The sequence below is a fragment of the Sphingomonas ginsengisoli An et al. 2013 genome (assembly GCF_009363895.1).
Classification (GTDB): Bacteria; Pseudomonadota; Alphaproteobacteria; order Sphingomonadales; family Sphingomonadaceae; genus Sphingomicrobium; species Sphingomicrobium ginsengisoli.
Window position 1 is genome coordinate 1,045,690 of record NZ_CP045434.1, and the last position, 24,165, is coordinate 1,069,854.

The 24,165-nt window shown below is 70.3% G+C and carries 27 protein-coding genes and 2 tRNA genes; 11 read left to right on the forward strand and 18 right to left on the reverse strand.

Annotation, left to right across the window (positions count from 1 at the left end; genetic code table 11):
- Positions 1–51 precede the first annotated feature (51 nt).
- The gene (locus GCU42_RS15220) at positions 52–372 is read left to right on the forward strand and encodes a hypothetical protein (protein WP_205214928.1); all 321 of its coding nucleotides are present in this window, start codon (positions 52–54) and stop codon (positions 370–372) included.
- On the opposite strand, the gene GCU42_RS05055 is transcribed toward GCU42_RS15220, so the two are convergent.
- Both GCU42_RS05055 and GCU42_RS05060 read right to left on the reverse strand, forming a co-directional pair.
- Positions 299–634, reverse strand: coding sequence for a hypothetical protein (locus GCU42_RS05055; RefSeq protein ID WP_152569451.1), 336 nt, complete (start codon positions 632–634; stop codon positions 299–301). The two genes, GCU42_RS15220 and GCU42_RS05055, sit on opposite strands and share 74 nt — an antisense overlap.
- Before the next feature lie 40 nt (positions 635–674).
- Complete coding sequence (locus tag GCU42_RS05060; RefSeq protein WP_114226525.1) at positions 675–917, reverse strand: hypothetical protein; 243 nt, start codon at positions 915–917, stop codon at positions 675–677.
- Between the two features lie 230 nt (positions 918–1,147).
- On the opposite strand from GCU42_RS05060, the gene GCU42_RS14990 reads away from it, so the two are divergent.
- Both GCU42_RS14990 and GCU42_RS05065 read left to right on the forward strand, forming a co-directional pair.
- Positions 1,148–1,315, forward strand: a complete 168-nt coding sequence (locus GCU42_RS14990; protein ID WP_162789134.1) for a hypothetical protein — start codon at positions 1,148–1,150, stop codon at positions 1,313–1,315.
- 129 nt (positions 1,316–1,444) lie between these two features.
- Positions 1,445–1,834, forward strand: coding sequence for an OmpA family protein (locus GCU42_RS05065; RefSeq protein ID WP_168713096.1), 390 nt, complete (start codon positions 1,445–1,447; stop codon positions 1,832–1,834).
- Positions 1,835–1,853: 19 nt separating this feature from the next.
- Here the strand turns inward: GCU42_RS05065 and GCU42_RS05070 are convergent.
- Positions 1,854–1,930 (reverse strand) — tRNA-Arg (locus tag GCU42_RS05070).
- Positions 1,931–2,014: 84 nt separating this feature from the next.
- On the opposite strand from GCU42_RS05070, the gene GCU42_RS05075 reads away from it, so the two are divergent.
- Positions 2,015–2,503: a hypothetical protein gene (locus GCU42_RS05075; RefSeq protein ID WP_114226527.1), complete on the forward strand. Its 489-nt coding sequence runs from the start codon at positions 2,015–2,017 to the stop codon at positions 2,501–2,503.
- On the opposite strand, the gene GCU42_RS05080 is transcribed toward GCU42_RS05075, so the two are convergent.
- Positions 2,500–3,081, reverse strand: coding sequence for a GNAT family N-acetyltransferase (locus GCU42_RS05080; protein WP_114226528.1), 582 nt, complete (start codon positions 3,079–3,081; stop codon positions 2,500–2,502). The two genes, GCU42_RS05075 and GCU42_RS05080, sit on opposite strands and share 4 nt — an antisense overlap.
- A complete protein-coding gene (gene hemB, locus GCU42_RS05085) occupies positions 3,074–4,066 on the reverse strand; it encodes a porphobilinogen synthase (protein ID WP_114226529.1) in 993 nt (330 codons plus the stop codon). Before hemB ends, GCU42_RS05080 begins: the two co-directional genes overlap by 8 nt.
- Before the next feature lie 49 nt (positions 4,067–4,115).
- On the opposite strand from hemB, the gene GCU42_RS05090 reads away from it, so the two are divergent.
- The gene (locus tag GCU42_RS05090; protein WP_114226530.1) at positions 4,116–5,003 is read left to right on the forward strand and encodes a diacylglycerol/lipid kinase family protein; all 888 of its coding nucleotides are present in this window, start codon (positions 4,116–4,118) and stop codon (positions 5,001–5,003) included.
- Here the strand turns inward: GCU42_RS05090 and GCU42_RS05095 are convergent.
- Entirely contained in the window at positions 5,000–6,478 is a 1,479-nt protein-coding gene (locus GCU42_RS05095; protein WP_114226531.1) for an MATE family efflux transporter, read from the reverse strand. The two genes, GCU42_RS05090 and GCU42_RS05095, sit on opposite strands and share 4 nt — an antisense overlap.
- A gap of 106 nt (positions 6,479–6,584) precedes the next feature.
- Entirely contained in the window at positions 6,585–9,209 is a 2,625-nt protein-coding gene (locus tag GCU42_RS05100) for a valine--tRNA ligase (RefSeq protein ID WP_114226532.1), read from the reverse strand.
- A gap of 114 nt (positions 9,210–9,323) precedes the next feature.
- Between GCU42_RS05100 and GCU42_RS05105 the strand changes: the two genes are divergently transcribed.
- Entirely contained in the window at positions 9,324–11,048 is a 1,725-nt protein-coding gene (locus GCU42_RS05105; protein ID WP_205214929.1) for a cellulase family glycosylhydrolase, read from the forward strand.
- Here the strand turns inward: GCU42_RS05105 and GCU42_RS05110 are convergent.
- The 10 genes from GCU42_RS05110 to GCU42_RS05155 all read right to left on the reverse strand — a co-directional run bounded on the left by GCU42_RS05110 (position 11,019) and on the right by GCU42_RS05155 (position 19,343).
- A complete protein-coding gene (locus GCU42_RS05110) occupies positions 11,019–13,127 on the reverse strand; it encodes a S9 family peptidase (RefSeq protein WP_114226533.1) in 2,109 nt (702 codons plus the stop codon). The two genes, GCU42_RS05105 and GCU42_RS05110, sit on opposite strands and share 30 nt — an antisense overlap.
- Before the next feature lie 42 nt (positions 13,128–13,169).
- Positions 13,170–13,655, reverse strand: a complete 486-nt coding sequence (locus GCU42_RS05115; RefSeq protein WP_114226534.1) for a DUF2497 domain-containing protein — start codon at positions 13,653–13,655, stop codon at positions 13,170–13,172.
- A gap of 16 nt (positions 13,656–13,671) precedes the next feature.
- Positions 13,672–15,138, reverse strand: a complete 1,467-nt coding sequence (locus tag GCU42_RS05120; protein ID WP_114226535.1) for a TolC family outer membrane protein — start codon at positions 15,136–15,138, stop codon at positions 13,672–13,674.
- 12 nt (positions 15,139–15,150) lie between these two features.
- On the reverse strand, positions 15,151–15,729 hold the full coding sequence (locus tag GCU42_RS05125; RefSeq protein ID WP_114226536.1) for a protein-L-isoaspartate O-methyltransferase family protein: 579 nt from the start codon (positions 15,727–15,729) through the stop codon (positions 15,151–15,153).
- A 144-nt stretch (positions 15,730–15,873) separates the two neighbouring features.
- Positions 15,874–17,058, reverse strand: a complete 1,185-nt coding sequence (locus tag GCU42_RS05130) for a molybdopterin molybdotransferase MoeA (protein WP_114226537.1) — start codon at positions 17,056–17,058, stop codon at positions 15,874–15,876.
- Positions 17,055–17,525, reverse strand: a complete 471-nt coding sequence (gene moaC / locus GCU42_RS05135) for a cyclic pyranopterin monophosphate synthase MoaC (protein WP_114226538.1) — start codon at positions 17,523–17,525, stop codon at positions 17,055–17,057. Before moaC ends, GCU42_RS05130 begins: the two co-directional genes overlap by 4 nt.
- On the reverse strand, positions 17,522–18,079 hold the full coding sequence (locus GCU42_RS05140) for a molybdenum cofactor synthesis domain-containing protein (RefSeq protein WP_205214930.1): 558 nt from the start codon (positions 18,077–18,079) through the stop codon (positions 17,522–17,524). Before GCU42_RS05140 ends, moaC begins: the two co-directional genes overlap by 4 nt.
- Positions 18,067–18,522 (reverse strand): molybdenum cofactor biosynthesis protein MoaE, encoded by a 456-nt coding sequence (locus tag GCU42_RS05145; RefSeq protein WP_205214931.1) that lies wholly within the window; start codon positions 18,520–18,522, stop codon positions 18,067–18,069. The genes GCU42_RS05140 and GCU42_RS05145 overlap by 13 nt, the downstream gene beginning before the upstream one ends.
- An 8-nt stretch (positions 18,523–18,530) precedes the next feature.
- A complete protein-coding gene (locus GCU42_RS05150) occupies positions 18,531–18,773 on the reverse strand; it encodes a MoaD/ThiS family protein (RefSeq protein ID WP_114226541.1) in 243 nt (80 codons plus the stop codon).
- A 9-nt stretch (positions 18,774–18,782) separates the two neighbouring features.
- Positions 18,783–19,343, reverse strand: a complete 561-nt coding sequence (locus GCU42_RS05155) for a TetR/AcrR family transcriptional regulator (protein ID WP_162789136.1) — start codon at positions 19,341–19,343, stop codon at positions 18,783–18,785.
- 142 nt (positions 19,344–19,485) lie between these two features.
- Here GCU42_RS05155 and GCU42_RS05160 point away from each other — a divergent pair, with 142 nt between their 5' ends.
- The 5 genes from GCU42_RS05160 to GCU42_RS05180 all read left to right on the forward strand — a co-directional run bounded on the left by GCU42_RS05160 (position 19,486) and on the right by GCU42_RS05180 (position 22,752).
- Positions 19,486–20,373, forward strand: a complete 888-nt coding sequence (locus tag GCU42_RS05160) for a cytochrome b/b6 domain-containing protein (protein ID WP_114226543.1) — start codon at positions 19,486–19,488, stop codon at positions 20,371–20,373.
- Positions 20,370–21,137: a molybdopterin-dependent oxidoreductase gene (locus tag GCU42_RS05165; protein WP_114226544.1), complete on the forward strand. Its 768-nt coding sequence runs from the start codon at positions 20,370–20,372 to the stop codon at positions 21,135–21,137. Before GCU42_RS05160 ends, GCU42_RS05165 begins: the two co-directional genes overlap by 4 nt.
- 1 nt (position 21,138) lies before the next feature.
- Positions 21,139–21,876 (forward strand): DUF1223 domain-containing protein, encoded by a 738-nt coding sequence (locus GCU42_RS05170; protein WP_240309343.1) that lies wholly within the window; start codon positions 21,139–21,141, stop codon positions 21,874–21,876.
- Between the two features lie 5 nt (positions 21,877–21,881).
- The gene (locus tag GCU42_RS05175; RefSeq protein ID WP_114226546.1) at positions 21,882–22,643 is read left to right on the forward strand and encodes a sulfite exporter TauE/SafE family protein; all 762 of its coding nucleotides are present in this window, start codon (positions 21,882–21,884) and stop codon (positions 22,641–22,643) included.
- 35 nt (positions 22,644–22,678) lie between these two features.
- A tRNA-Cys gene (locus GCU42_RS05180) sits at positions 22,679–22,752 on the forward strand.
- A 53-nt stretch (positions 22,753–22,805) separates the two neighbouring features.
- Here the strand turns inward: GCU42_RS05180 and GCU42_RS05185 are convergent.
- Positions 22,806–24,140, reverse strand: a complete 1,335-nt coding sequence (locus GCU42_RS05185) for an efflux transporter outer membrane subunit (RefSeq protein ID WP_114226547.1) — start codon at positions 24,138–24,140, stop codon at positions 22,806–22,808.
- Between the last annotated feature and the right edge of the window lie 25 nt (positions 24,141–24,165).

The following is a 24,165-nucleotide window of genomic DNA, read 5'->3' on the forward strand; positions in this document are numbered from 1 at the left end:
AAAAATCCCGGAACTGCGCCGCTGGCACGCCCGTTGCTTAACTATATGTCGATGTTGCAGCGTCTTGCCCGCCCGTTCCTGATCCGCACGCGGCTGGAGGCTTGGGCAGTGACCTGGGCGATCGCCTTGGGCGCCGCCGAACGCGGCAAGCACTACCTCGATCTCTACCCCGGCTGGCTCGGCTGGCTGTTCTTCGGCGTCTGCCTGCTGGTGGTGTTCGTCGCCGGCCCGCGCCTGCTCGACAGCGTCCGTCAGCCCAAGCCGGTGCTGGCCGTCTCGCGGACGGCCCCGCGCCGACTCAATCGTAGTCGACCCACAGCGCACCGTCGCCCCGCCGGCTCAGCGTCACCGAGTTGGTCTCGCAGAGGTTGACCCCCCGCCAGACGAGGTCGGCGCCGCCGGCCCTGGCCCTGACGTCATAAGCGCACAGGTCGGGATCGACCGTCACCTTGGTTCGCGCGCCCGGGCTGAGGCCGGGCGTCAGCCGGCTCCACTCGCCGCCATTCTGCGGCCGCGCCGACACCTCGCTCAGCGGCGCGCCGGTGCCATTCAAGATCGTGATCGAGCGCGGCGCGGCAACCGCCGGCGAGCCCGCCAAAGCCAGCAAAACAGCGATTCTCGAAATCCGCCGCATGCCCGTTCCATAGCCGAAACGGGCCCCGCGCGGGAGTCCGTCAGGCGGCGAGTTTGGTCCCGCGCGGGCCATGGCTGCGGAACAGCACGGTCCCGCTCGACTGGCTCTCGCTCAAGGGCAGCGCGGTCCCGCAGAAGCCGCACTCGGCCAGCATCCGGCCGATCAGCCAGTGGCTGCGGCCGCAGCCCGGGCAGCGGTTCACCGCATTCTCGCGGTAGACGACATGATAGCCACGCGTCGCCGGATCAAACGCTCGGCGCTGATGGTCGGTCTGCTGAAGCATCGTAAGTGTCCCTCTCGCCCAAAAACTCGGTACGCTCCTTCAACGGTCGGTGAACCGTTGGGTTTCATCGATAAACCGAGTTCACCCAACTGTCACCGCGAGAGCACAGGCCTGTCCCGCGTTGGAACGAGCCGTAAGCGGGCTGGGTGGCCTGTGGATATTTACCAGTCGGTAGGACTCTTCACCCATGCTCTGCTAGCAAATCGCGTGGATTCAGCCGGGGACGGGCAGTGGAATCAAATCAGCGTTACTACTTCCGCCGGGCGGCGGAAGAACGGATGGCGGCACAGCGGGCGATGACCGACAATGCCCGCCAATGGCATGCCAAGCTGGCGCAGCAGTTCGCCGCGCGCGCGGCCGAGGCCGAGGGCCTGACCGCCGGACTGTCGGCCGCCTGACCTGTGCAGCCGCGCCGCTCCTGACCTTAGCCGCGGCTAAGCTTTACATTTCGAGCAGCAGCGGCGCATGACGACCCGGCTCGGGTCCTGTCAGCCAGAAGGCCGCTCATGCTCTCGATAATTTTAGTGTTGGCGCTCCAGGCGCTTGCCACGCCGCCGATGCCGGCCTGTTCGACCGCCAAGCCTTCCGGATGCATTGAATCGATCTATTTCGACAGCGGCGAGGGAAGCGCGATCCGGCCCGAATGGCTAGATAGGGTCAAGACTATCGCGTTCCGGCTCCCCACAGATGGTCATCTCCGACTCGATGCCTATACCGACCGTTCGGGCCCGGCGGGCGCCAATCGCCGCATCGCCCGGCAACGCGCCGACGCCGTCCGCGCCGCCTTGCTCCAGCTCGGCGCGAACCCGGTCGCCATCGCGGTCGTTGCGCATGGTGAAGACGACCCGCTGGTCCCCACGCCCGATGGGGTCCGCGAACCGCAGAACCGCCGGGTCGACCTGACGATCATTCCCTGAGTGCATCGATGTGGGAAAATGGCGCGCCCGGAACGATTCGAACGTCCGACCCTCAGATTCGTAGTCTGATGCTCTATCCAGCTGAGCTACGGGCGCTTGCCGTGGGGGGCACTTAGGGGGATGCGCCGGAGGGCGCAACCCCTTGTTGGGAGGGGGCCCGCTCGCCTAAGGCAATCGGCGATGCGCAGCCTCGGCCTCCTCCTCCTCATCGCCGGCCTCGGCGCCTGCAGCACTCCCGGCGACGAGCCGAGCCTGGCGCCCCGCGCCGCCGAGCTGATCGATCCGCGCGTCCCCATCCCTGACACCAGCGGCAGCCTGCCCGCCAGCGGTTCGCTGTCCACGCAACTCCGCAGCCTCGTCGCCCGCGCGCGGTCAGCGCAAGGCGCGGCCGATCGCGCCATCGCCGCGGCGGAAGCGAGCGCGTCGCGCGCCGGGCCGCGGCAAAGCGAAAGCTGGATCGCCGCCCAGCAGCTGCTGTCGGCCGCCATCACCGCCCGCTCACCGGTCACCACCGCGCTGGGCGACATCGACGCGCTGACCTCGCGCTCGGTCAATCAATTGGTCCCGACCGACCTCAAGAATGTCGCCGCCGCCGCGGCGGAGGTCACCGCCATCGACACCCGTCAGGCCGAACGGATCGAGGCGATGCAGCGCCGGCTCGGCAGCTAGGCCAGCGCCGCCGCGCGCGCCGCCGGCCAATCGGCGGCATCGATTGAGTAGACGATCGCCGGGTTGATCTCGCTCGGCGACGGGAAGCGGTGGTCGACGAAGTCGAGGTCTTCGCGCCGGCGCATCCCCAATCGCTCCATCAAACCATAGCTCGGCCGATTTCCCGCCACCGTCATCGCCAGCACCCGGCTCGCGCAATAGCGGCCGAACGCCAGGTCGAGCGAGGCGATCGCCGCTTCCTTGGCATACCCCGCGCCCCACGCATCCTCGCGCAGCCGCCAGCCCACTTCGAATTCACCGTGCAACGGCTCGGCCCCCGGCGCATTGACCCGCTTCAAGCCGCAGAAACCGAGCAAAGCGCCATCGTCCTTGCGCTCGACGATCCAGAAGGTGTGGCCATGATCGCGCTGGAAGCCGTCCATCCGCTCGAACGCGCCGTTGCGGGTCGCCTCGTCCGACACTCCGCCCAGCCAGCGCATCACCGCCGGCGTATTGGTCACCCGGGTGAACTCCTCGCGGTCGCCCGGCCCCCACGTCCGGAGGCGCAGCCGCTCGGTCTCGGCGACCACCTCAACCATGGATCAGCCGCGCCGCGTCGACCGCGTGATAGGTCAGGATGCCAGTCGCCCCCGCCCGCTTGAACGCCAGCAGCGTCTCGAGGATCAACGCGTCGCGCTCGCCCGCACCGGCCGCCGCGGCATGCTCGATCATCGCATATTCGCCGCTCACCTGGTAAGCGAACACCGGCAGCAGGAACTCGCGCTTCACCGCCGCGACAATGTCGAGATAGGGCAGCCCCGGCTTCACCATTACCATGTCGGCCCCCTCGGCAACGTCGAGCGCGACCTCGCGCAGCGCCTCGGCCGCGTTGGCCGGGTCCATCTGGTAGCCGCGCTTGTCGCCCTTCAAGAGCCCGCGCGAGCCGACCGCGTCGCGGAACGGCCCGTAGAAGGCCGAGGCATATTTGGCGGCATAGGCCATGATCGCCGTGTCCTGCCGTCCGCCCTGCTCGAGCGCGGCGCGGATCGCGCCGACCCGCCCGTCCATCATGTCCGACGGGGCGACGATGTCGGCCCCCGCCTCGGCCTGGACCAGCGCCTGCTGGACGAGCACCTCGCTCGTCTCGTCGTTGAGCACCCGGCCCTGGTCGTCGATCAGTCCGTCATGCCCGTGCGCCGTATAGGGGTCGAGCGCGACGTCGGTCAGCACGCCGATCTCGGGACAGGCGTCCTTTACCGCTTTCACCGCGCGGCAGATGAGATTGTCGGGGTTGAGCGCCTCCTCGGCCCGCTCAGACCGCAGCCCGGCCGGCGTGTTCGGAAACAAGGCCACGCACGGAATACCCAGCGCCGCCGCGTCCCTCGCCACCGCCCCGATCCGGTCGACCGACCAGCGGCTGACCCCCGGCAGCGCCGCGATCGGCTCCTCGCAATCATGCCCGTCGCAGACAAACAGCGGCAGGATGAAATCGCTCGGGGCCAGCCGATGCTCAGCGAGCATAACGCGCATCCACGGGCTCGTGCGGCCCCGGCGCATGCGCAACGCGGGAAATGAGGCGGTCATGCTCGCGCCTCTAGCGGGAAAGATGCCGACGCCCAAGCATTGAGCGGCCATGTCCCGACCCCTTCCCAAGCAGGCCGTGCTGATCGTCAACGCCATGAGCCGGCGCGGCGCCGACGCCTTCGACGAAGCGCGCGACCTGCTGACCCAGAAGGGCATCGACCTCATTGCCGCGCACGCGATCACCGATCCCGACCAGTTGCGGCCCACGGTCTGCCAGGCACTCGCCGACCGAGCCCCGATGATCATCGTCGGCGGCGGCGACGGGTCGCTGTCCTCGACGATTGACGACTTCCTCGGCACCGAGACCGTATTCGCCCTCCTTCCGCTCGGCACCGCCAACAGCTTCGCCCGCACCCTCGGCATCCCCCAGGACGTCGCCGGCGCGGTCGAGGTGATCGCCGCCGGCGCCGCGTTGCGGATCGACCTCGGCGTCATCGACGGCGACTATTTCGCCAATGCCGCGGCCATGGGGCTGTCGCCGCTGATCGCCGAGACCGTCCCGCACAAATTGAAGCGCCATCTCGGCATGATCGGCTATCTGCTGTGGGCCGTGAAGGTCGCGTTCCAATTCCAGCCCTTTCGCTTGCAGATCGACGACGGCACCGCCGTGCACCGCGTCTGGGCGACCGAAGCGCGCATCTTCAATGGCCGCTTTCATGGCGGGGTCGAGCTGACCGACAACGCCTGCGTCCAGAGCGGCCGGATCATGGTCCAGGCGGTCACCGGTCGCAGCCTGCTCGGCCTCGCCTGGAGCTGGTTCACGACCCTCTTCAAGCTGCGCGCGCGCAAGCAGACGGTGAGCGAGTTCCACGGCACCAAGCTCAAGCTCTCGGCCCGCCCGCAGCAGAAGATCTCGGTCGATGGCGAGCTGTGCGCCAAGACGCCGTGCGAGGTCTCAGTGGCGCGGGCCGCGGTGTGGGTGGCGGCGCCCGCCTAGGCGCTCGGGTTGAGCCGGCCGCCCGCCTCACCCGCGGTCTCGGCGAGCTCGACGCATTCGTCTTCGGAGGCCGGCACCAGCAATTTGATCTTCCGCCAGTCGCCCTTGAAATAATAAGCCGCCGCCAGCGCGAGGTTGGACAGCGAGCTGACCGGAAAGCTCAGCCATAGCGCATCGGCGCCAAGATACGGCCGCGCCAGCAGGATGAACCCCAGCCGCACCGGGATCAGCCCGATGCACAGGATCACCAGCGGCCCGACCACCGCGCCGTTCGCGCGCACCGTGCCGAACAGCACCAGCGTCACCCCGAACAGCAGGAAGCTCCAGGTCGCCATCAGCTGGATGTGCCGGGCGATCGGCATCGCCGGGCTGTTCGCCCCGAGGAACAGCGACAAAGCGGTGCGGTCGGCGGCGGCGAGCAGCACCACCAACACGCCCGTCAGCACCAGCGCCGTCAGCACGCCCGAACGGGTGATCCGCCCCACCCGCTCCCACTTGCCCGCGCCGATATTCTGCGCCGCCATCGCGCTGACCGCCGCGCCGACCGCCATCGCCGGCATCTGCAGATAGGTCCACAGCTGCATCGCCACCCCGAAGGCGGCGGTGGTGTCGACCCCCTCGCGATTGACCAGCCCCAACAGCGCCAGCCCCGAGGCCGAGATGACGATCATCTGCAGCCCCATCGGCAGCCCCTTCTTGAGGATGATTCGGAGCAGCGCCGGGTCGGGCCTCAGAAAAGCGAGCTCATGCCCGCGCAGCCGCAGCGGCAGGTCGCGGGCGTAAATGTAGATCACCAGCCCGATCAGCGCGGTCGTATTGGCGATCACCGTCGCCGTCGCCGAGCCGGCGATGCCGAGCTTCGGGAACGGCCCGATCCCGGCGATGAAGAAGGGGTTCAGCCCGCTGTCGAGCACCACCGAGAGGATCATGAACCACAAGGGCGTCAGACTGTCCCCGCCCCCGCGCAGTGCCATCATCAACAGCACCAGCATCAGCCCGCCCGGCATCGAGAGGAAGATAACCCGCAGATAAGCCAGTGCCAGCGGCCTCGCCGCCTCGGGCGTCGCCAGCAGCGCCAGCAGTTGCGGGGCGAAGATCCACCCCAGCACCGCCACCGCGATCGCCACCAGGCTGAACGCGCCGATCGCGGTCCCGATCACCCGCCGCGCTTCCTCGACGTCGCGGCGCCCAAACGCCTGCCCGATCAGGATGGTCGAGGCCATGCCGAAGCCGAACACGAAGCTCATCAGCAGGAACATCGTCATGTTGGCATTGCTGGTCGCCGCCAGCGCCCCCTCGCCGAGGAAGCGCCCCACCCACACCGTGTTGATCGACCCGTTCAGCGATTGGAGCACGCTGCTGCCGAGCGTCGGCAACGCGAAGGCGATCAGCGTCCTGGTGATCGGCCCCTGCGTCAGGTCCCGCCCGCCGCGTCGCGGGGCGGGTGCGGCGGGAGCGGGTTCGGCGTCGGCCATTCTATTCGTCTCCGTCATGCCGGACTTGATCCGGCATCCACCTGTTCTTGTCGTCCGGAATGAAGGCAGGTGGACCCCGGCTCAAGGCCGGGGTGGCGGCCGTCCCTCACCCCAACCGCGCCAACGCCGCGCCCAGCCGTTCGGCCTCCGCCGCGCGCGCCTCATGGTCCGCCCGCGCCTTCTCCACCGCCTCGGGCTTGGCCCGCTCGGTAAAGCTCGGATTGCCGAGCCGCGCCGCCAGCCCGTCGCGATCCTTTTCCGCCACGGCGATCGCCTTGGCCAACCGCGCGCGCTCGGCGTCGAGGTCGATCACCCCTTCGAGCGGCAGTGCATAGGTTAGCCCGTCAACTACCACCTGCGCCGCGCCGGTCCCGGCGAAGGCCGAGCGCTGGATTGCCTCGAGCCGCGCCAACCGGCTCAGCGTGGCAAATTGGCGGTCGAGCCGCGCGGTGACATCCTCGCCGCCCTCGCCCGCGAACAATTGCAGCTTCGCCCCCGGCGGCACGCTCAGCTCGGTCCGCGCCGAACGCACCTCGCCGACCAGCCGGATCAGCCAGTCGATCTCGCCCTTCGCCGCCGCATCGATCGCCGCCTCCGGCGCGGGCCATTTGGCGACGATGAGATCGTACGGCCGCTCACCCACGCCGTGCCACAGTTCCTCGGTTACGAACGGCATGAACGGGTGGAGCATCACCAAGATCTGGTCGAACACCCACCCCGCGACCGCCTTGGTCTCCTCGTCGAAGGCGCCCTTGATCAGCTCGACATACCAGTCGCAGAAGGTGCCCCAGGCGAAGTGATAGACCGCATCGGCCATCCCGTCGAAGCGCAACTCGTCGAACGCGCGGTCGAGCCGGCCCAGCGTCTCCACCACCTCGCCGATGATCCAGCGGTTGACCGGCAGCGTCGCGGGGGGCGCCGCGATCGACTGCGACGGCCCGACCCCGTTCATCTGCAGGAAGCGCGCGGCATTCCACAGCTTGGTCGCGAAGTTGCGATAGCCCTCGACGCGCTTCTCATCCAACTTGATGTCGCGCCCCTGGCTCTCCATCGCGGTCAGCGTAAAGCGCAGCGCGTCGGCGCCGTAGCGGTCGATCAGCCCGAGCGGGTCGACCGTATTGCCCTTGGACTTGGACATCTTCTGGCCCTGCGCGTCGCGCACCAGCCCGTGAAGGTAGAGCGTGCGCCACGGCACCTCGTCCATGAACTCCAGCCCCTGCATCGCCATCCGCGCGTCCCAGAAGAACAGGATGTCGAAGCCTGAGATGAGCACGTCGTTCGGATAATGGCGCTTGAGGTCCGCCGTCTGCTCGGGCCAGCCGAGCGTCGCGAACGGCCACAGCGCCGAGCTGAACCAGGTGTCGAGCACGTCCTCGTCCTGCCGCAGCGGGCGGTCGTCCCCCGCCAGCGCACGCGCCTCCTCCTCGCTCGCCGCGACGAAGATCGTGCCCTGCTCGTCGAACCACGCCGGGATCCGGTGCCCCCACCACAGCTGGCGGCTGATGCACCACGGCTGGATATTCTCGAGCCAAATATACCAGGTCTTGGCCCAGCTCTCCGGCACGATCTTGATCGCGCCCGAGCGGGTCGCCGCCATCGCCCGCTCGGCGAGCGGCGCCACGTCGAAATACCATTGGTCGGTCAGCCACGGCTCGATCACCACGCCCGAGCGGTCGCCGAACGGGGTGGCGATGGTGCGGTCCTCGACCTTGACCAAGGCGCCCTCGGCCTCGAGCCGGGCGACCACCGCCGTGCGCGCGTCGTCGCGGTCGAGCCCGATGAGCTCGCCCGGCACCAGCCCGTCGGCGGTCTGCACCACCTTCGCCGAGGCATCGAACATGTTGAGCATGTCGCGCGCGAGCATTCCGGCGCGCTTGCCGACCTCGAAATCGTTGAAGTCGTGTCCCGGCGTCACCTTGACCGCGCCGCTGCCAAGCTCGGGATCGGCATGCTCGTCGGCGACGATCGGAATGAGGCGCCCGGTGATCGGCAGCCTGACCTGCTTGCCGAGCAGCGCGCTGTAACGCTCGTCGCTCGGATGCACCGCCACCGCCATGTCGGCGAGCATCGTCTCGGGCCGCGTCGTCGCCACCTCGATCTGCCCGCTGCCGTCCGCCAGCGGATAGCGCAGCGTCCAGAACTTGCCCTGCAATTCGCGGGTCTCGACCTCGAGGTCGCTTATCGCGCTCTGGAAACGCGGATCCCAGTTCACCAGCCGCTTGTCGCGGTAGATGCGGCCGCGCTTGTGCAGCTCGACGAAAACCTTGGTCACCGCGGCCGAGAAACCCTCGTCCATGGTAAAGCGCTCATTCGACCAGTCGCACGAGGCCCCCAGCCGCCGCAGCTGGCGCGTGATCTGCCCGCCGCTCTCACCCTTCCACTGCCACACCCGCTCGAGGAACGCCTCGCGGCCGAGGTCGGCGCGCTTCTTCTGCTCGAGGTCGAGCTGACGTTCGACCACCATCTGCGTCGCGATCCCGGCATGGTCGGTGCCGACGACCCATAAGGAGTCCTTGCCCTGCATCCGCGCCCGGCGGACAAGGATATCCTGCAGCGTATTGTCGAGCGCATGGCCGATGTGGAGCGAGCCCGTCACATTGGGCGGCGGCATGACGATGGTGAACGGCTCGGCGCCCTCCCGCTGCGGGCGGAACTGGCCGGTCTTTTCCCAATGGTCGTACCAGCGGGCCTCGATCGGGCCCGGCTCGAAGGTCTTCGGCAATTCGCTCATGTCCGCGCGGTTAGACGCCCGCGCTCCGCGCTTCAACCGTGCGGCGCCGCCCGCTTGCCAGCACCGCCGCGCCGTATCACACTCGCTTGAGAACGTTCACAGGGGAGCACGAGGATGCGCAAGGCGGCGATGGTGGCACTGGCGTCGCTGGCCCTCGGGGGCGCGGCGCCGCCGCCCACCCCCGGCTTCCTCGACGCCCGCGGGACCGAGATCGTCGACCGCGCCGGCCGCCCCATCCTCCTCCGCGCGGTCGGGCTCGGCGGATGGATGCTGCAGGAAGGCTATATGCTCCAGCTTGGCGAGCTCGGGCAGCAGCACGTCATCCACCAGCGGCTCGCCGCGCTGGTCGGCCAGCCCGCGGTCGACCGCTTCGCCACCGCCTGGCTCGACCACCAGACCACCCGCGGCGACTTGGAACTGCTTCACCGCTGGGGTTTCAACGCGGTCCGCCTGCCGCTCCACCACGCCTTGTTCATGGACCCCGCCGCCCCCACCGGCACGATCCGCTGGCGCGCCGACGGCTTCCGCCGCACCGACCAATTACTCCAATGGGCCGCTGCCAACCACATCTGGGTGATCCTCGACCTCCACGCCGCGCCGGGCGGCCAGGGCACCGACCTCGCCATCGCCGACCGCGATCCGAACACGCCCTCGCTATGGCAGAGCGAGGAGAACCAGCGCCGCACCGTCGCGCTGTGGCGCGCGCTCGCCCGGCGCTACGCCGGCAACCCGTGGGTCGGCGCCTATGACATCTTGAACGAGCCCAACTGGGATTTCGACGGCAGCGGCGGCCACGGCTGCAACGACCATAAGAACGCGCCGATCAAAGCGCTCTACCGCCGCATCACCGCCGCCATCCGCGAAAGCGACCGCGGCCACCTCATCCTCATCGAGGGCAATTGCTGGGGCAACAACTACGACGGCATCGCCCCCGACTGGGACCCGCGGCTGGTCTTGAGCTTCCACAAATATTGGAATCGCAATGACCCCGCCTCGATCGCCAAGATGGTCGCCCTGCGCAGTGCCACCGGCCGCCCGGTATGGGTCGGCGAGACCGGCGAGAATAGCAACGCCTGGGGCCGCGACGTCGTCCGGCTGCTCGAAGCCAACCGCGTCGGCTGGGCATGGTGGCCGCTCAAGAAGATCGGCCACAGCAACCCGCTCGAAATCGTCGCCAACCCCGGCTGGACGAAAGTCGTCGCCTACCTCACCGGCAAGGGACCCAGGCCCTCGCCCGCCGCCGCCCGCGCGGCGATGATGCAGCTCGCCACCTACGACGTCGACGTCCGCTTCAACCGCCAGCATCCCGACGTCGTCGACGCGCTGATGCGCCAGCCGCACGACGATCGCGCGCTTCCCTTCCGCCCCCGTCGGCTCGGCCCCGCCGCGCTGACCATCCGCGCCGCCGACTATGACCTCGGCGCACCGGGAATCGCCTACGTCGACCGGGTCGACGCCGACTATCACGTCGCCACCGGCGGCGAGCGGACCGAGTGGAACGACGGCAAGACCTATCGCAACGACGGCGTCGACCTCGCCCGCGACGCGACCGGCCAGCCCTATGTCACCGCCTTCGAAGCCGGCGAGTGGCTCCAATACAGCCTCGACGCGGCGGCCAGCGGCCAGCGCGCCCTGACCCTGACGCTCCGCGCGCCCGCCCCGGCCACCGTCACCATCGCGGCAAACGGCGGCGCTCCAACAGTCCGGACGGTGAAACCCGGTCAGGCGTGGCAGCAGGTCACAATCCCGGTCGTCCTCCGCCCCGGCCGCAACCGCTTGCGCGTCGCGGTCAGCGGCGGCCAAATCGACCTAGCCGCGCTCACCCTTCGTCGGCGCTGACGGCGCCGGCGCGGCGGCGACCGGAGCCCCGGCTCCCGTCCCCGTCCACCGGTTCATCCAGCCCTGCACCTCGCGGTACCACTGGATCGAATCCTGCGGCTTCAGCACCCAGTGATTCTCTTCCGGAAAGACGATCAGCCGCGACGGAATGTCGCGCCGCTGAAGCGCGGTGAAGGCGGCGATCCCCTGCGTGTAGGGAATGCGGAAGTCCTTCTCGCCGGTGATCACCAGCTGCGGCGTCTTCCACTGCGCGACATGGTTGACCGGATTCCACCGCTCGAACGCGGCCGGGTCCTCATAATAGGCCTTGCCGCCATGCTCCCACTCGTCGAACCACAATTCCTCGGTCTCATAGGCCATGGCGCGGGCGTCGAACACGCCGTCATGCTGGACGATGCACTTGAACCGGTCGGGCCAATTCCCCTCGATCCAGTTCATCATGTAGCCGCCGTAGCTCGCACCCAGCGCGCAGGCATTGTCGGCCTGGAGCTGGCGGTCGTTGGCCGTCGCGTAGGCCAGCCCCTTCTGCAGATCCTCGAGCGGCCAGCCGCCCCAATTGTTGCGGATCGCGTCGGTGAAGGCCTGGCCGTAGCCGGTGCTCCCGTGGAAATCGACGCTGACGACGCCATAGCCCATCGAGGCGAACACGCGCGGGTTCCACCGATAGGACCAGCCGTTGCCAAAGCTCCCCTGCGGCCCGCCGTGGACGACGAAGGCGATCGGCAGCGTCTGCCCCGCCGCGACGTGCGGCTTGATCTTGATCCCCCACACCTTGTCGTTGTTGGCGCCGGTGAAACTGAACCGCTCGACCGTGACGGGATCAAGCTGGGCAAGCAGGTCGCGGTTGACGTTGGTCAGCTGCACCGGCCGGCCCCGCCCGCGCAGCTGATAGAGGTCGTCGGGCGCCAGGATGTTGTTCGACGCGTAGAGCACCGACCCGTCGCGCAGCGCATGGACGCTCCCCGCATGGCCCTCGCCGGTCAGCCGCGTCACCCGCCCGCTCGCCACTTCGACCCGGAAGATCGGCGCCTCGAGCGTGTCGTCGGCGGTGACCAGGATCGAACGGCTGTCGGGCGCCCATTCGATCGACCCGACCGAGCGGTCCCACCCCTGCGTCACCGCGCGGGTCTGCCCGCTGGCGAGGTCGCGCAGCATCAGCACCTGGCGGTCGGCCTCATAGCCTTCGCGCGCCATCGAGAAATAAGCCAGCGTCCGCCCATCGGGCGAGACGGTCGGCAGATTGTCCGTGCCGCGATTGGCGGCGGTCAGGTTGGTCGGCTGCGCCGAGCCGTCGGCCGGCACGCTGAAGATGTCGAGGTTGGTCGACTTGGGCTCGATCCGTCCCGCCTCGCGCAGCGCGAAGAAGACGGTGCGCCCGTCCTTGGACCAGCTCAATTCCTCGCCTCCGCCGAACGGCTTCGATGGCGTGTCGCCGACCAGCCCGCCGGTCAGCCGGACGCCCTGCCCGGTCAGCCGCCCGCCCTGCAGCGGGAAGCTGTAGAGCCGGCTGCGCGTCCCCGGCTCGGCCCACGTATCCCAGTGCCGCACGAACAACTGGTCGTAGGTCCGCCCCGCGCCACCCGGCTTGGCGGCGAAGCGCACGGTCGAGCAGGCAAGGTCCGGACAATCCTTCTGGTCGGCCCATACCAGCACCCGGTCGCCGGTCGGCGACAGCTTGAACCCGCCGATATCCGCGCCGAAGTCGCTGATCCGCGTCGCCGCGCCGCCGACCGGCATCCGGAACAGCTGGTCGTGGTCGCCGTCGGCCTTGAGGAAATAAAGCGCGCCATCGGGCCCGAACGCGGCGTCATGCCCGCCCGCGGCCCCAGCCAGCGGCTGCGGCACCGCGCCCGCTCGGCCCATCTCGAGCGTGTAAAGCGCGTTGCTGCGCTTGTTGTTGGCAAGGTCGGTGGTGGTCGACAGGCTCAGCACCGCGGTGCGCCCGTCGGGCGACACGTCGAGCAGCGCCAGCCGGTGCATCATCTGCATGTCGGTGGCGGTCATCGGCCGCGCGGCGACGGCGCTGGGGCTAAGGAAAGCGGCAAGCGCCGCGGCGGCGAGCAGGTGGGTTCTGGTCATGGTGGCAGGGCGTAGCACTGCCGTAATGAACCGCAAGATGCGCTAGAAGCGCTGGCCCGTAATCCGCCCGATCTCGCGCTTGACCTGTTCCTCGATGACGCGCGGCAAATGCTCGTCGAGCCAGTCCTTGAGCATCGGACGCATCATCTCGCGCACCATCCGCTCGAACGGGTTCTGATCGCTCGGCGGCGACGGCGGCGGCGCGCTCGCAGCCTGCTGCAGCTCGGCCAGCCTTGCGCGGGTCGTCTCGGCGGTGACCTCGCTGATCAGCGGCTCGCCCGCCTGCTCCTCGTGAGGCACGTCGACCAGCGGCGCGGTCAAGTCGATCATCGGCAGCCCGATGTCCTCGATGAACGGCTGGTCGAGCTCGAGCACCGGGTCGTTGTCGACCCCGCTCTCTCCCGCAGCCGACTCGGCCGGCGGCGGCGCGGCGGCCTTGCTCGCCGCCCGCTGCCCCTTGTCCTCGGCCATCACGCGCTTGATGGCCGCGAGTGCCTGCTCCATCGACGGATCGGTCTGGTCCTGCATGGCGCCGACGGTAGCCTTAGCGCGGCGGCCCCGCCACCCCCGGCTGCATCGGCTGCACCGGAGTGGCCAGCGGCTGCGCTTCCGACGGGGTCAGCGTCCGCGTCGACACCACCGTGTAGCGCGGGTCGTGCGCCCAGTCGCTCCAGCTCTTCACCGTGTGGCGATAGCTGCCCGTGGGGTCGTAGAGCGGCCCGCCGTCGAGCCCGAGCGTGTCGGCCTGCGCCTGGCCCATCGCGTTCAGCAGCTGGAAGCCGGCGACATAAGCGTCGCGCCGGGCGGTCACCAGCGAGCTTTGCGCGTTGAGCAATTCCTGCTCGGCGTTCAAAACTTCGATGACCGTGCGGGTGCCGACCGAACGCTCGGCCCGCGCGCCTTCGAGCGCGAGCTGGTTGGCGCTAACCGCCACCTGGTTCGACTGGATCGCGCGCTGCGCCGCGGTGTAGGCGGCCCACGCCGACTGCGCGTTGGCGACCACCGCGCGCTCGGTCCCGACCACCTGCTCGAGCGCCTGGCCCTCGAACGCCTGCGCCTGGCGGATCTGCGCCGCGGGCAGGCCGCCCTGGTAGAGCGGGATGCGGGTGTTGACGCCGACCGTGGTCTGCGTGCCCGAGCGCGGAATGCCGACCACGCTGGTCCCGCCGAGCGCGTTCACATAATCGCCCGACGCGGTCGCCGAGACGGTCGGCAGCAGGCTGGCGCGGGCGGTGCGGACGTCATACCCGGCGGCGGTGGCGGCGCGGGTCACCGCGATCAGGTCGGGGTTGTTGGCAAGCGCGATCCGCACCGCCTCGTCGCCGGTCGCCGGAAGCGGCGGCAGCGGCGGCGGCGGCTGCAGCTGGTCGGGCCGGCGCCCGATCACCCGCCGATAATTCTCCTCGCTCGCGGAAAGCCGGGCGCTGACCGTCTCGAACTGCGCGCGCGCCAGGCTCAGGCGCGCTTCCGACTGCGCGACGTCGGTGCGGGTCACGTCGCCGATCTGGAAGCGGTCGCGGGTCGACTCGAGGTCGGTCGACAGCACCTTGATCTGGTTCTGGTTGAGTTCGACGATCGCGCGGTCGCGGATCACGTCCATGTAGGCCGAGGTCGCGTCGGTGAACGTGTCGCCCTCGACCGCCCGCAGCGTCGCCCGGCCCGCTTCGACCCGGGTCTTGGCGGCGGCGATCGAGTTCTTGACCCTCCCGCCCTGGAACAGCGGCAGGCTGAGGTCGAGCCCGCCCGAAATCGTCGGCCCCTTGGTCTGGGTCGAGACCAGCACGCCCGAGCGGGTGAGGTCGCGGTTGACCCCTACCGTCGCCGCCACCTGCGGCCGGGCCCCGGCGCGGGCGATCGCGACCGTCGCGTCGGTCCCGCGCAGTGCCTCGCGCTGGGCGTTCAGGGTCGGATTGTTGCGATAGGTCGAGACCAGCGCGTCGCGCAGGGTGTCGGCAAGCGCCGGCGTGGCCAGGCTGGCCAATGCGGCGGTAGCGAGAAGGAAGCGCTTCAAAGCGGGAAACTCCTAGAAAACGAACGCGCGGGGACGCTCAAACCCGGGCAGCGGCCCGGCCGCCGCGTCGGCGATCGAGCGGGTTCCGAAACCCCCGCTCGAGCGCCGGCCGACCACCAGCCGCTGGACCCCATTTTCGATCAGACAGGTGCCGAGCCGACCGCCCTCGCGCAGCTGGGCGATGATGGTGCCGGGCACGAGCTCGACCGCCCCGTCGAGGATGATGAGATCGTAGGGTCCACCGCCCACCAGCCCTTCGGCAAGATCGCCGTCGGCGCGCAAATTGGTGTTGAGGCCCATTTGCGCAAGGACTGCCGCCGCATAAGCCGGCGCGGTGCCGATCACCAAGGCCTGCTCGCCGGCCCGCGGCTCGAGTTCGGTCAGCATCCGCCCGAGCGTCGCGGGCGGGCTTAAGGTACGCCCGTCGCCGAGGTCGAGGATGCGGTCGTTGTAGGCGATCGGCTGCAGCGCGGCGGGCACGAATTGCTCGCGCGGCACGCTGGCCATCGCCGCGATGACGCGCGGATCGGTCACCGCCTGCGGGCGTAGCTGGCTGTCCACCATGGCGCGGCGGGCGGTTGCGTAGTCCATGAAACCCCTCGGTCGGCTGCTGTGTTATGCTGTTAAAACAGCCGGTGCAACCGTCCTTACACGCGAGCGGGGCGGCTTCTCAAGCGTTGCCCACGCGCTTCGTCGAAGCGGGCCGTCGCCCGCTCGAATGGCGTGGTGAGTTTCTCACAAAGGCAGCACCGCGACGCGGGTGCCGGCGGCGAGCGCGCCCGTCCCCGCCGCCACCCGCACCAGCAGGTCGGCGCTCGCCGGGGTCCGCTGCCCGTTCGAATCCTGATGGTCGGCGAGCGCCACCGACCCATCGCCATCGAACCCGCGCAAGAATGTCTCGCGGTCGCCGACGGGCGCGAGCTCGGCGGCCAGCGCCCGCTCGCCAAAGCGCAGCGCCTCGCCGAACGCGCGTCCGCCCAATCCACACAGCAAGGGCGCGAGAAACAGCCGCGCCGTCACCAGGGCCGAGGTCGGATTGCCCGGCAATCCGAGCACCGACTTGCCCCGCGCCGGCCCGGCCCACACCGGCTTGCCCGGTTTCATCGCCACCTTGGAGAAGAGCAATTCCCCGCCCAGCGCGGCGAAGATCGCCTTGGCGAAATCCTTTTCACCGACCGACGCCCCGCCGCTGATCACCAGCACGTCGCTCGCGTCGAGCAGCGCCCCGGCAATCCCCACCGAGGCGTCGAGATCGTCGCCGAGCCGCTCGACCCGCCCGACTGTCCCGCCCCATGTTTCGACCAGCGCGGCCAGCGCGGCGGAGACGCTGTCGGGCACCGCCGCCACCGTCGCCGCCGCCTCGCCGGGCGCGACCAGCTCGTCACCGGTCACCAGCAACCCGACCCGCGGCCGCCGCCACACCGTCACGCTTCCCGCGTCGCCGCCGCCAGCCGCCATCAGCGCTCCCGGGGTCAGCCGCTGCCCCACTTCGAGCAGCGTCTCACCAGCCCGGAAATCGCTCCCCCGCGGGCGGACGAAGCGCGGACCCGCCGGCACACCGCGAAACCGCGCCACCCCGTCGGCCTCGTCGACCTCTTCCTGGATCACTACCCGATCGGCCCCGGCCGGCAGCGCCGCGCCGGTGAACAGCCGCACGCAGCTGCCCGGCGCCAACTCCCCGTCGAACGGCGCCCCTGGATAGCTCTTCCCAACGATCGGCAGCGCGGCGCCCGCCGCCACTTCGGCCTCGCGCACCGCATAGCCGTCCATCGCCGACACGTCCGCGCGCGGCGAATCGATCCCCGCCACCACCGGCGCGGCGAGCACCCGCCCGGCCGCTTCCGCCAGCGCCACCTCCTCACTCCCCAGCGTTCGCGCCAGCGTCGCCAGCAGCGCCGCCGCCTCGTCAAATCCGATCATGCCCAGTCGCCCGACCGCCCGCCGCTCTTGGCGACCACCCGCACCCCGCCGATGGCCATCGTCCGGTCGACCGCCTTCAGCATATCGAACAACGTCAGCGCGGCGACGCTGACCGCGGTCAGCGCTTCCATCTCCACCCCGGTCCGCCCGCTGGTCCGAACCTCGGCTGCGATCCGGAAGCCGGGCAGCTCCGCATCGGCAACGATCGTCACTTCAACCTTGCTCAGCGGGAGCGGGTGACACAGCGGAATGAGCTCGGCGGTCCGTTTGGCCCCCATCACCCCCGCCAGCTCGGCGGTCGCCACCACCGCCCCCTTGGGCGCGCGTCCCTCGGCGACGATCCGCAGCGTCTCAGCGGCGCAACTGAGCTCGCCCTCGGCGCGCGCGGTGCGATAGGTGACCGGCTTGTCGCCGACATCGACCATCCGCGCCCGGCCGTCGTCGCCGACATGGCTGAGCCCGCTCAATGCGTCACCGCATCGCTCAACCGCGGCAGCAGCCCGGGCAGCGAGCAGGGCCGGTAGCGGCTGTCCAACTCCTCCCCCAGCACCAGGTCCCACGCATCGCGGCAGGCGCCGGTCGACCCCGGCAGGCAGAAGATGAACGCATCGCCCATCTGCCCGGCAAAGCAGCGCGACTGGAGCGTCGACACCCCGACCGTCGTCCGGCTCGCCTGGTGGAACAGCACCGCAAACCCCTCCATCGTCCGCCGCAGCAACGGCTGGATCGCTTCCGGGGTGACGTCGCGCGGCGCGAAGCCGGTGCCGCCGGTGGTCAGGATGACGTCGACCTTCCCGTCGTCGACCCACCCGCGCACCGCGCCCTGGATCGCCGCCACCTCGTCGGGGACGATCGCCTTGCCCGCCAGCTCGTGCCCCGCGCCGGTCAGCCGCTCGACCAATGTCGCCCCGCTCTTGTCGGTCTCCTCGGTCCGCGTGTCGGACACCGTCAGCACCGCGATCCGCAGCGCATGGAACGGCAAGCTCTCGTCGATCCGTCCGCCCAAACTCAATCCTCCCATCGCGCGCGGTCCGAGTGATCGCCAGCGCACGGCTCGATCCAGCGCCGTCCTCTCGGGCCTTCCTCGCGCTTCCACAACACCGCTTCCGTCTTGAGGCGATCCATCAGCTGGTCAACCGCGTCGAACGCCGCGCGGCGATGCGCGGCCGCCGCCGCCACCCACACGATCGCCTCCCCCGGCGCCACCGCCCCCGCGCGATGGATCACCTGCAGCAAGTCGACCGGGCAGTGCGCCGCCGTCCGCTCGGCGAGCTCGCGCAACGATTCGGCGGTCCGCTCGGGATGATGCTCGAGCACCAGCCGCTCCAATGCCGCCCCCTCGGCGTCCGCCCCGCGCATCCGCCCGGTGAAGCTGACCACCGCCCCGCTGGTCGCCGGCACCGCCGCGACGAAGGCGCGATAGAGCGCCGCCTCGTCGAACGGCGTCAGGACCAGCTCGGTCACGATCCGCGTCATCCGCCCGAAACCGGCGGCCAGAATTCGACGATCTCATCGCCCGCCAGCCACTGCTCCGGCCCGACGAAGTCACGCCCGACACAGGTCCGCACGCCCGGCCCCGCCAGCGCCGCGCCGAGCCCGGCCTCGGCCCCCAGCCGCTCGATCAGCGCCGCCACCGTGCCGCCCTCGCCGGGCCAGTCGAGCGCGCGCTCGCGCCCCGCCAGATCCGCCAATAGTCCGAAGAACCGCACTCGCATGAAGCGCCCCTAGCCTGCCCGGCGCGCCACGTCGCCTGCCAGCCACGCGTCGAGGCTGCGGCGGACCTCGTCCACCACCGCCGCCTCGTCCGACGCATGCGCCAGCACGAACGCCCCCTGCAGCGCGGCGACCACGAACAAAGCGTGGCGCGCCGCTTGGCCGTCGCCCGCCTCGCCAAGCTGCCGCTCGACCCACGCCGTCAGCCGCTTGAGCGGCGCCGCCGCCAGCGCCGGTTCGGCCCCCATCTGCCGCAGGTCGCGCGCGATCCCCGCCAGGGGACAGCCATACGCCGCATAGTTGGCGCCTCGCCCCGCCGCCCGCTCGAGTAGCAGCCCCAGCCGTTCGCGCGGGTCGGCACTCGCCGCCTCGAGTTCACCCAGCGACGCCTCGATCCGCGCCGTCCAGTCGGCGACCACCGCCTCGGCCAGCGCATCCTTGGTCCGGAAGTAATAGAACATGTTGCCCGGCGGCACGTCGGCGCCCCGCGCGACGTCGGCCAGCGCGGTCGCCGGCACGCCGCGGCGGTGGAACTGCTCGGCCGCCGCCGCGACCAGCCGTTGCCGCCGCACCGCGCCGCGTCCTTCGATTTCGTGAGCCCGTCCCATAAGTAAGTTGACTGACTTAGTGGCTTTCCCTACCCCCGGCAAGCAAGGAGTCGCTTCATGCTCACGCGTCCGCCGGGGATTGCCCTCAGGTCAGCCAGCCGCTGACATGGCGACCGTGCTCGACTCGCCCCTGCCCGAACCGAGGCCCGAACCGCCGGCCGCTCCGGCACCCGCCGACGCCCCCCGCGGCGGCGACCTCGTCAAGCGACACCGCCTGTCGACCCGCCTGTGGCACTGGGTCAACGCCATCACCCTCCTCGTCATGCTGATGAGCGGGCTGATGATCTTCAACGCCCACCCCCGCCTCTACTGGGGCCAATATGGCGCCAACTACGACCGCGCCTGGCTCGAGATCGGCAGTGTGGGTGAGCGCGGCTTCGCCCGCGTCGGCCCGCTCAAGGTCGAGACCACCGGCGTGCTCGGCGTGTGGAAGGCCGAGAACGGCACCGTCCAGCACCGCGCCTTCCCCCACTGGGCGACTATTCCCTCGAGCTACAGCCTCGCCGACGCGCGCATCTGGCACCTCGCCTTCGCCTGGGTGCTGGCGCTCGGCCTCACCGCCTACATGATCGTCTCGCTGGTCAACCGCCACTTCCAGCAGGACCTGCGGATTCGCGCCGCCGAGGTCGCGCCGCGCCACCTGTGGCACGACATCAAGGACCATGCCCGGCTGCGCTTCCCGACCGGGATCGCGGCGCTGCGCTACAACATCCTCCAGAAGCTCGCCTACGCCGGGGTGCTGTTCGTCCTCCTCCCGCTGATCATCTTCACCGGCATGACTATGAGCCCCGCGCTCGATTCGGGCTGGTCCTTCCTCATCGACCTGTTCGGCGGCCGCCAATCGGCACGCTCGCTCCACTTCATCGCGGCCGTCCTGCTGGTCGGCTTCTTCATCGTCCACATCGTGATGGTGGTGCTCGCCGGGCCGATCAACGAGGTCCGCTCGATGATCACCGGCCGCTATCGCCTGCCGAAGGAAAGGGACCCGGAATGAGCGATCCCGTTCTCGACCGGCGGACCCTCGTCCGCGGCCTCGCGCTCGGCGCCGGCAGCCTGACGCTGGCGGGCTGCGACAAGCTCTACGCCGTCCCCCAGTTCAAGCACCTGCTGCAAAGCGCCGAGGGGCTTCACTACCGCACCCACCGGCTGATCGCCGGGTGCGACGCGCTCGCCCGCGAATATGACGCCGCCGACATGTCGCCGATCTTCCGCGTCAACGGCAATTCGATGCCCGCCGCCGCCGCCTATCAGGCCCATGCCGCCGCCAATTTCACCGACTGGCGCTTGGTCGTCGACGGCCTCGTCGCGCATCCGCTCCAGCTCACCCTCGCCCAGCTCCACGCTGCCCCGCAACGCGCGCAGATCACCCGCCACGATTGCGTCGAGGGGTGGAGCGCGATCGGCAAGTGGCAGGGGCCCCAGCTCGGCGCCGTGCTCCGCGCCGCCGGCCTGTCGAGCCGTGCCAACTTCATCGTCTTCCACTGCGCCGACGACAGCGGCGGGCGCCCCTATTACGAATCGATCGACATCGTCGACGCCTTCCACCCGCAGACCATCCTCGCCACCCACATGAACGACCAGCCGCTGGCGGTCCCCCACGGCGCCCCGATCCGCCTCCGGGTCGAACGCCAACTCGGCTACAAACAGGCCAAGTTCGTCATGCGGATCGAGGCGCGCGAGCGGCTCGACGACCTGTTCGGCGGCAAGGGCGGCTATTGGGAGGATAGCGCCGGCTACGCCTGGTATGCCGGTATCTGACGTGCGCCGCGCCGCCCTGCTCATCGCCGCCCTGCTGACCGGCTGCTCGTCGAGCAGCGGCCAGCCGATGCGCGACGCGCCCGCCAAGCCGGCCTCCCCGCCCATCGCCGGCGACGCCCGCCACCCCCGCGTCATTGAGCTGTTCCAGAGCCAGGGCTGCTCCTCCTGCCCGCCCGCCAATGCCAATCTGAACCGGATCGCCGACCGCCCCGACGTCCTCGCGCTCAGTTTCGCGGTGACCTATTGGGACCAGCTCGGCTGGAAGGACCGCTTCGCCAGCCCTGCCTTCACCCGCCGCCAATGGGACTATGCCCACGCCGGCGGCCGCAACCAGGTCGCGACCCCGCAGATGATCTGGAACGGCCGCCAGGCGATCGTCGGCGGCAATCCCAGACAGGTCGACCAGCTCCTCCGCACCACGCCCCCGCTCACCGCCGGCCCGGCGATCGACGCCGCGCCGGGCGCGATCAACATCGGCCCCGGCAAGCCCACCCAGCCCGCCACCGTCTGGCTGGTCCGCTACGATCCCCGCGTTCGCCAGGTCGCGATCACCGCGGGCGAGAATGGCGGCCGCACCCTCCCCCACCGCAACATCGTCACCGAATTGAGCGACCGCGGGCGCTGGACCGGCGCTCCGCTGCGCCTCGCCGTCACCCCACCCGCCGATCCGGCTTGGAAGACCGCTGTCCTGCTGCAACAAGGGCCGGGCGGGCCGCTGCTCGCGGCGCGAAGGTTCTGACATCCATGCTGTTGCTCGCCGGCGGTTTCCTGTTCACCGCCCTCATCTACGCCATGGTCGGGTTCGGCGGCGGCTCGACCTACACCGCGCTGCTCGTCCTCGCCGGGGTCGATTATCGCGCGGTGCCGGTCATCAGCCTGCTGTGCAACGTGCTGGTGGTGACGATGGGCACGCTCGCCTTCGCCCGCGCCGGCCACTTCGACGCGCGGCGGAGCTGGCCGCTGTTCGTCCTCTCGGTCCCCGCCGCCGCGCTCGGCGGCCGGCTCCCGGTCGGCGAGACGCTCTTCCTCGGCCTGCTCGCGCTGTCGCTGCTGTGCGCCGGGCTGACCATGTTGTGGCAGCCCTTCTGGCGCCGCGACGAGGAACCCGCCGAGCACCGCAGCGGCTGGATCGAGCCGCTCGCCGCCGGCCTGCTCGGCTTCGCCGCCGGGGTGGTCGGGATCGGCGGCGGCATCTTTCTCGCGCCCCTGCTCCACGTCCGCCGCTGGGGCAGCCCCAAGGCGATCGCCGCCACCTCGGCGATGTTCATCCTCGTCAATTCGCTCGCCGGGCTGGTCGGCCAGGCCCTGAAGGGCGCCGCCGCCACCACCGCCGTGGTCGCGAGCTACTGGCCGCTGTTCCCCGCGGTGGTCGCCGGCGGCGCGGTCGGCGCCCTGCTCGGCGCCCGTGCGCTCGACCCCAAGTGGGTCCGGCTGGTGACCGCGCTCCTCATCCTCTATGTCGCCGTTCGCCTCGCGCTGCGCTGGTATGCCGCCGTCACCGGTTGACACTCCCGCCCAACCCCGACAAACGCACCCCCGGCGGCCCGATGGCGGAGTGGTGACGCAGAGGACTGCAAATCCTTGCACGCCGGTTCGATTCCGGCTCGGGCCTCCACTCCTTTGAATTTGCGCGCTTTTCGGGCCTCGCTCGGCTGAGCCGACGCTCGCCTAATAGAGCCCGCCGATAGCCCTCACCGTATCGACCGCGGTCGTCATCTGCTGGGTTCGGACCTGGACCAGTGCCCGCTCGGCATCGAGCGCCGTCGTCTGGGCGGTCGCGACTTCGAGATAGTCGGCGGCGCCGTCGCGGTAGCGGATCAGCGCCAGGTCGCGAGTGTGGTCGGCCGCCGCCGCCGCCTCGCGCTGGTCGCGTTCCTGCGCGGCGAGCAGGCGCTGGCTCGCCAGATCGTCCTCGACCTCACGGAAGGCGGTCAGCACCGTCTCGCGATAATTGGCCGCCGCCTCGTCGAATTGCGCGCGGGCGACCCGCACGCCGGCGCGGCGGCGCCCGCCGTCGAAGATCGCCATCGCCGCCGACAGCGGCCCCAGCGCCCAGAAGCTGTTGGCGGCGCTGAGCAGCGCCCCCGACGACGCCTGGAAACCGCCCGCCAGCTCGAGCGTCAGCGACGGGAACAGCGCGGCGCGCGCGACCCCGATCTTGGCATTGGCCTCAGCCACCCGGCGCTCGGCCGCAGCGACGTCGGGGCGCCGCTCGAGCAGGGTCGAGGGCAGTCCGGCGGGGATCGTCGGCGCCGCCAGCGCCTGGTCCGCGACCGGGATCGTCAGCGCCGCCGGCGCATCGCCGATCAGCACGGCGATGACATGCTCGTCGCGCTGGCGCTCGATCGCGACCGCGTTCAGCTCGGCCCGCGCGGTCGCGAGCAGGGTCCGCGCCCGGCTGACGTCGACGCCCGAGTCGATGCCGCCGTCATGCCGGGTCGAGGTCAGGTCGTAGGCGCGACGATAGGCATCGACCGTCTGGCTCAAAAGCACGGTCCGCGCATCCAACCCGCGCATCTCGAAATAGGTGCTGGCGAGCTGCGCCTGGAGGCCGAGCCGCGTCGCCGCCACGTCCGCCGCGCTCGCCTCGGCCCCCGCCCTGGCGGCGCGGACCGAGTTGCGCACCCGCCCGAATAGGTCGATCTCGTAAGTAAGCGACGGCCCGACCGTCACTTCATTGTAGGTCGCCGAACTGCCCGGCGACAGCGGCCGCCCGGCGGAAATGCGCGTGCGTTCGGCGCTGGCGCTCGCGCCCACCTCGGGGAAGCGGGCGGCATTGGCTTCGCCGAGCAGCCCGCGCGCCTCATCATAGCGGGCGACCGCCGCGGCGAGCGACGGATTGCCCGCCTCGATCCGGCCTTCGAGCCCATTGAGGATCGGGTCGCCGAAAATCTCCCACCAGCGGCCGGCCGGCGCGAGGTTCATCCCCGCCGCCTGCCAGCCGCGCGCCTCCTTAAATTGCGCGGGCGTCGGCACCGCCGGCGGCGCATAGGGCGGCGCCATCGCGCACGCGCCCGTGGCGAGCAGG